Source organism: Erythrobacter sp. (assembly GCF_023653175.1).
GTDB lineage: Bacteria > Pseudomonadota > Alphaproteobacteria > Sphingomonadales > Sphingomonadaceae > Erythrobacter.
In genome coordinates, this window is the sequence record NZ_JAMNXL010000235.1 from 1 (window position 1) to 4,593 (window position 4,593).

Sequence of the window (4,593 nt, forward strand, 5' to 3'; positions counted from 1 at the left end):
GATCACCTGCTTGGCCGACTGCGCGTCGATGCGGCCGAGATCGACCGGGGGCAGCGGGTCGACGATGAAGTCACCGACCTTGGCGCCCGGCTGGAGCTTCTCGGCCTGCTTGAGATCGACCTGCTTGAAGTAGTCCTCGACCTCCTCGACCACCTCGACCACGCGCCACAGCGTCAGATCGCCGGTCAGCGGATCGAGCTTGGCACGGATGTCGTTTTCGGCGCCGTAGCGGTTGCGCGCGGATTTCTGGATCGCCTCTTCCATCGCCTCGATGACGATCGCCTTGTCGATCATCTTTTCCGAGGCGACCGCGTTGGCGATCGCAAGCAGTTCGGCCTTGTTGGCGGAAATGGCACTCATCAGTCGTCTGCCTTCTCTGTATCTTCTTCGATGAGTTCGTCGGCCCCGCTGGTGTCGAGCGGGCGGGTGGCGGCGATCAGCGCGTCGGTGAGGACGAGCTTGGCCGTGTGAACCAGTTCGAGCGGCAGGTGCACATCGCCCGCCTTGACCTCGGCTACGAGGACCATACCATCCTCGAGCCCGCCGAGCACGCCCTTGTTGACGCGCTGGCCGTCATAGCTCTTGTCCATGACGATCCGCACCTCGTGCCCGGCCCAGTTGGCAAAGTCCTTCTCGCGGGTGAGCGGACGGTCGATGCCGGGTGAGCTGACTTCGAGGTGATAGGCGCCTTCGACCAGTTCCTCGCCCGCCTCTTCCGCAGCGTCGATCGCGTCCGAAATGCGGCGCGACAGGGCGGCGCACTGGTCGAGCACCAGCTGCCCGGTCGCCGGATCCTCGGCCATGATCTGGAGCGCCATTCCGCCGTCGCCGGCTTCGGAGGACACCATCGCCACGCGCACCAGTTCGAACCCGAGCGCGGACGCTTCGGGCTCGATCAGCTGGGTCAGGCGGGCGATGTCGGCCATGGATTCTTTCGTTAGCAGGCTATTGCGGCGTCTGGACGGCAACGCGGTTTCGGGCCGGCCCCCGAGGGCGCCAGCATCCAAACCTTGTTGTGACAATGTCGGGATTGGCGCTGCACCTAGTCGGCTTTGCCTTCTTTGGCAAGCCTCAACCGCGCGAGGTGGGCGGGAGGGCGCCCGACGCCCTAGGGCTCGCCTGCGACCCAGCGGCGCACCTGATCGCGCAGGGCCTGCCGCTCGCGCATTTCGAAATCCTCGGCATAGCGGCGGACCGCGAGCACATCGGCCTCGCTGATCGGCTCGTCGAAGGCAACCGCGTTGATCCCGCTCCCGCCATCGCCGAGGCGCTCGCTGCGCACGACCGTGCCGAACGGTTCGAGCCGGCCGATCGCGATATAGCCCGACTGGCGGCATGGCGCAGGCCTCGCGAGAGCAATCCGCGCACCGCTGCGCGAAATGTCGAGCAGGATGCAGCCTTGCGTGGCGGTGACCGAGACGAACCGCGCCGGGATCGCCAGCCGCAGCCGCGCCGAGGCGCGCCGGCCAATCGTCACCGCCGTATCGTTCTGCGTCAGGAAGGTATCATGCCAGGCTGCCGTCATCGGCCGAGGCTAGCCCGGGGGTCGTGAATGTCCGGCCCCGCGCAACCTGGGGACAATACCTAGTGCGCCCGCCGCCTGCGTCGTCAGATCGAGCGCTCGTCCCCGCTTTCGCCCGTCACCCATTTGCGCGCGGTCTCGATCAGCGCGCGCTTCTCGCGTTCCTCGAAATTCTCATGGTAGCGCCGCGTCTCGAGCACGACCGCGTCGGTCAGCGGCTCGTCGAATACCAGCGCATTGAGGCCGAATTCGCTGCGAGCGACGATCACGAAGTGGTTGATGATTCCGCAGCGCAGGATCGCGCCCTCGCCCTCGCGCATCGCATCGAGGATCGCGACTTGCGCGCCGGTGCGCGAGAGGTTGAGCAGGATGCAGGTGTGCGCCTTTTCGATCGCGATCAGCTGAGCGGGAAGGCTGAGCCGGAGGCGCGGGGCCGCGCGGCGGCCGATCGGCACCGCCGATCCATCGGTCGGCTGAGCCTTCGGGTCCACCATCCCTTGCTCCCCCCGCAATCGCTCGGGCGCCGCGTGGCTGCCCGTATCAGGGGCATGCGAATCGGCGCCGGACACCGGTGCGACCGGCGTCAGCTTACCCGAGGCGGGCGTCGCTGGCAAAGGGACGGGGGGCGTGGCGGAGATATCGGGCCGCATGTCAGCGCGTGCCCCGGTGCGAGGGCCGCGACCGCTGGAACGATTCGTCACCCCCGTAACGCAGAGCGCCGAATTCCCTCTGGAAATTTTCGGATAGCTTCAGCACGATGTCGCATTGCCCCAGTTCGAAGCACCGCAATAATCGAAAAGACTTTCAAATCCGTTAGGAGCGCCCCCCGGTCGGCACTCCCTCCGGCCCCGTCCTCAATCCTGCCCCTCCATAAGCGCGTGCTTGCGAATGCAGTGGCGCAGCTGGTCATAGCTCAGCCCCAGCGCGCGCGCGGTCTGGCGCTGGTTCCAGCGGTGCTTGCCGAGCGCATGGGCCAGGATCGCGCGCTCGTGCGCGTCGACCGCGGCGCGCAGGTCCTCAATAGAGTCGAAACCGGCGCTGGCCGGCGACGCCGCTGCAAGGCCATCGGCCGCGCCCGAAGCCGCAGGCGGGGCCGCGCGGGCGCGGCGGTGCTCGGGCGGTCGCGGGCGCCACGGGCTGTCGAAGGGATCGAACTGGACATGCGCGATCGGCATGTCGTCGGCAGCCCAGCGATAAACCGCGCGCTCCACGACATTGCGCAGCTCGCGGACATTGCCGGGCCATGGATAGTCTTCGAGCGCCTCCTTCACGTGGGGAGCGAAGCCCGGCCAGCGCTCCCAGTCGAGCTCGGCAGCCATGCGGCGGCCGAAATATTCGGCGAGGACACCGATATCGCCCTCGCGCACGCGCAGCGGCGGCAGCGTGATGACCTCGAAGCTCAGCCGGTCGAGCAGGTCGGCACGAAACTCGCCGCTCGCGGCGAGCGCGGGAAGATCATCATTGGTCGCAGCGACGATCCGCACATCGACCCGGATCGGGCGCGAGGCACCGATGCGGGTGACCTCGCCATATTCGACCGCGCGCAGCAGCCGCTCCTGCGCGCCCATCGACAGCGTGCCCAATTCATCGAGGAACAGCGTGCCGCGGTCGGCTTCCTCGAAACGGCCCGCACGCGACTTGGTCGCCCCGGTGAAGGCCCCGGCCTCGTGGCCGAACAGTTCGGCCTCGATCAGGGTTTCCGGCAGCGCGGCGCAGTTCATGGTGACCAGCGGCTCGTCCCAGCGGCTCGACAGGCGGTGAAGGCGTTCGGCGATCAGTTCTTTACCCGTGCCGCGTTCGCCGATCACTAGCACGGGGCGGTTCATGGCCGCGGCGCGGGAGGCGCGTTCGACCGCGTCGAGGAAGGCCCCGGACTGACCGATGAACTGGCTCTCGTGCTTCATGTCCAAACTATAGTGAAATTCCCCAATGCTTGGCAATAGTCACCAACGCCTTGTCCGCCCTCGCCGCAAAAATCCGCGGATTTCCGCCATTCTCGCGGTTTGGCACGCCCCGTGCAAAATACCCAGCAAGACCACGGACACACTTGGGGAGGCCCACAATGATCAACCGCAAAGCCAGCCAGACGAGCTTCTGGAACACCAAAGTCGGCCATGCCGCGATGGCCAGCATCGCCGCGATGGTGATGATGATCGCGCTGTCCTCGCAGCTTCAGCCGGGCGCGGCCAACGCCGCCCCGCTCGCCCATCCCGCCAGCGTTGCCGGCGCCGTGGTCGAGATCGCCTGAAGTGGCCGATCCCTTTGACCCCCTCGGGCCGGAGCGCCCCTCGCAGGCTGTCCCCCCTGCCGACGCCGACCGCCTCACGGTACCCACCCGTGACGCGCGCAGCGGCGATGCTCCGGCCCAACCCTCCCGCCTGCTTTCGGCCGGCAACCCCCTGTCACGGCTCGACGAGGAAATCGAAGCCTTGCGCCGCAACCCGGGCAAGGCACAATCCGCCAGCCGCACCACCCCGCTGCACGAGGAGCGCACAGCCCCCCTCGACCGCGTCAATTCGTTTCTCGATGGAGTAGCCTTCATGGGCATTTTCAGCCGCACCCGTGACATCATTGCCGCCAACTTCAACGACATGCTCGACAAGGCGGACGATCCGTCGAAGATGATCCGGATGATCATCCTCGAGATGGAGGAAACCCTGGTCGAAGTCCGCGCCAGCGCGGCGCGTACCATCGCCGACCAGAAGGAAATGCACCGCCATTGCATGAAGCTCGACCGGCTGCAGGCCGATTGGGCCGAGAAGGCGCAGCTCGCGCTGTCCAAGGACCGCGAGGACCTTGCCCGTGCTGCGCTGGTCGAGAAGAAGAAGGCCGGCGACATGGCCGACCAGCTCAAGTCCGAGATCGCCGTGCTCGACGACGCGCTGCGCGCCTATGAGGCGGACATCGCCAAGCTCCAGCACCGCCTGCGCGAGGCCCGCAGCCGCCAGACCGCGATCGCCGCGCGCCTCGAAAGCGCCGAGAACCGCGTCAAGCTGCGCACCCTGATGAGCACCGAGCGCACCGACGAGGCGCTGGCGCGCTTCGACCAGCTCGAACGCCGCGTCGATTAC

The 4,593-nt window shown here is 67.2% G+C and carries 7 protein-coding genes; 2 read left to right on the forward strand and 5 right to left on the reverse strand.

Going from position 1 to position 4,593, the window contains the following annotated elements; all coding sequences use genetic code 11:
- The 5 genes from NBV68_RS17890 to pspF all read right to left on the reverse strand — a co-directional run.
- The coding region (locus tag NBV68_RS17890; RefSeq protein ID WP_296312538.1) for a NusA N-terminal domain-containing protein at positions 1–363 on the reverse strand (363 nt) is incomplete at its 3' end.
- Entirely contained in the window at positions 360–926 is a 567-nt protein-coding gene (rimP, locus tag NBV68_RS17895; protein WP_296312523.1) for a ribosome maturation protein RimP, read from the reverse strand. The genes rimP and NBV68_RS17890, both read right to left, overlap by 4 nt.
- Positions 927–1,108: 182 nt before the next feature.
- Entirely contained in the window at positions 1,109–1,525 is a 417-nt protein-coding gene (locus NBV68_RS17900) for a PilZ domain-containing protein (RefSeq protein WP_296312526.1), read from the reverse strand.
- Between the two features lie 83 nt (positions 1,526–1,608).
- On the reverse strand, positions 1,609–2,016 hold the full coding sequence (locus NBV68_RS17905) for a hypothetical protein (protein ID WP_296312528.1): 408 nt from the start codon (positions 2,014–2,016) through the stop codon (positions 1,609–1,611).
- A gap of 360 nt (positions 2,017–2,376) precedes the next feature.
- Positions 2,377–3,426 (reverse strand): phage shock protein operon transcriptional activator, encoded by a 1,050-nt coding sequence (pspF, locus tag NBV68_RS17910; protein ID WP_296312531.1) that lies wholly within the window; start codon positions 3,424–3,426, stop codon positions 2,377–2,379.
- A 158-nt stretch (positions 3,427–3,584) separates the two neighbouring features.
- On the opposite strand from pspF, the gene NBV68_RS17915 reads away from it, so the two are divergent.
- The gene (locus NBV68_RS17915) at positions 3,585–3,770 is read left to right on the forward strand and encodes a hypothetical protein (RefSeq protein WP_296312535.1); all 186 of its coding nucleotides are present in this window, start codon (positions 3,585–3,587) and stop codon (positions 3,768–3,770) included.
- A gap of 292 nt (positions 3,771–4,062) precedes the next feature.
- On the forward strand, positions 4,063–4,593 hold a 531-nt coding region (locus NBV68_RS17920), incomplete at its 3' end, for a PspA/IM30 family protein (protein ID WP_296312541.1).

What these genes read in the sequence shown, in the direction of transcription:
- rimP (WP_296312523.1), bottom strand. Translation starts at nt 926, where the DNA reads ATGGCCGACATCGCCCGCCTGACCCAGCTGATCGAGCCCGAAGCGTCC.
- NBV68_RS17900 (WP_296312526.1), bottom strand. Translation starts at nt 1,525, where the DNA reads ATGACGGCAGCCTGGCATGATACCTTCCTGACGCAGAACGATACGGCG.
- NBV68_RS17905 (WP_296312528.1), bottom strand. Translation starts at nt 2,016, where the DNA reads ATGGTGGACCCGAAGGCTCAGCCGACCGATGGATCGGCGGTGCCGATC.
- pspF (WP_296312531.1), bottom strand. Translation starts at nt 3,426, where the DNA reads ATGAAGCACGAGAGCCAGTTCATCGGTCAGTCCGGGGCCTTCCTCGAC.
- NBV68_RS17915 (WP_296312535.1), top strand. Translation starts at nt 3,585, where the DNA reads ATGATCAACCGCAAAGCCAGCCAGACGAGCTTCTGGAACACCAAAGTC.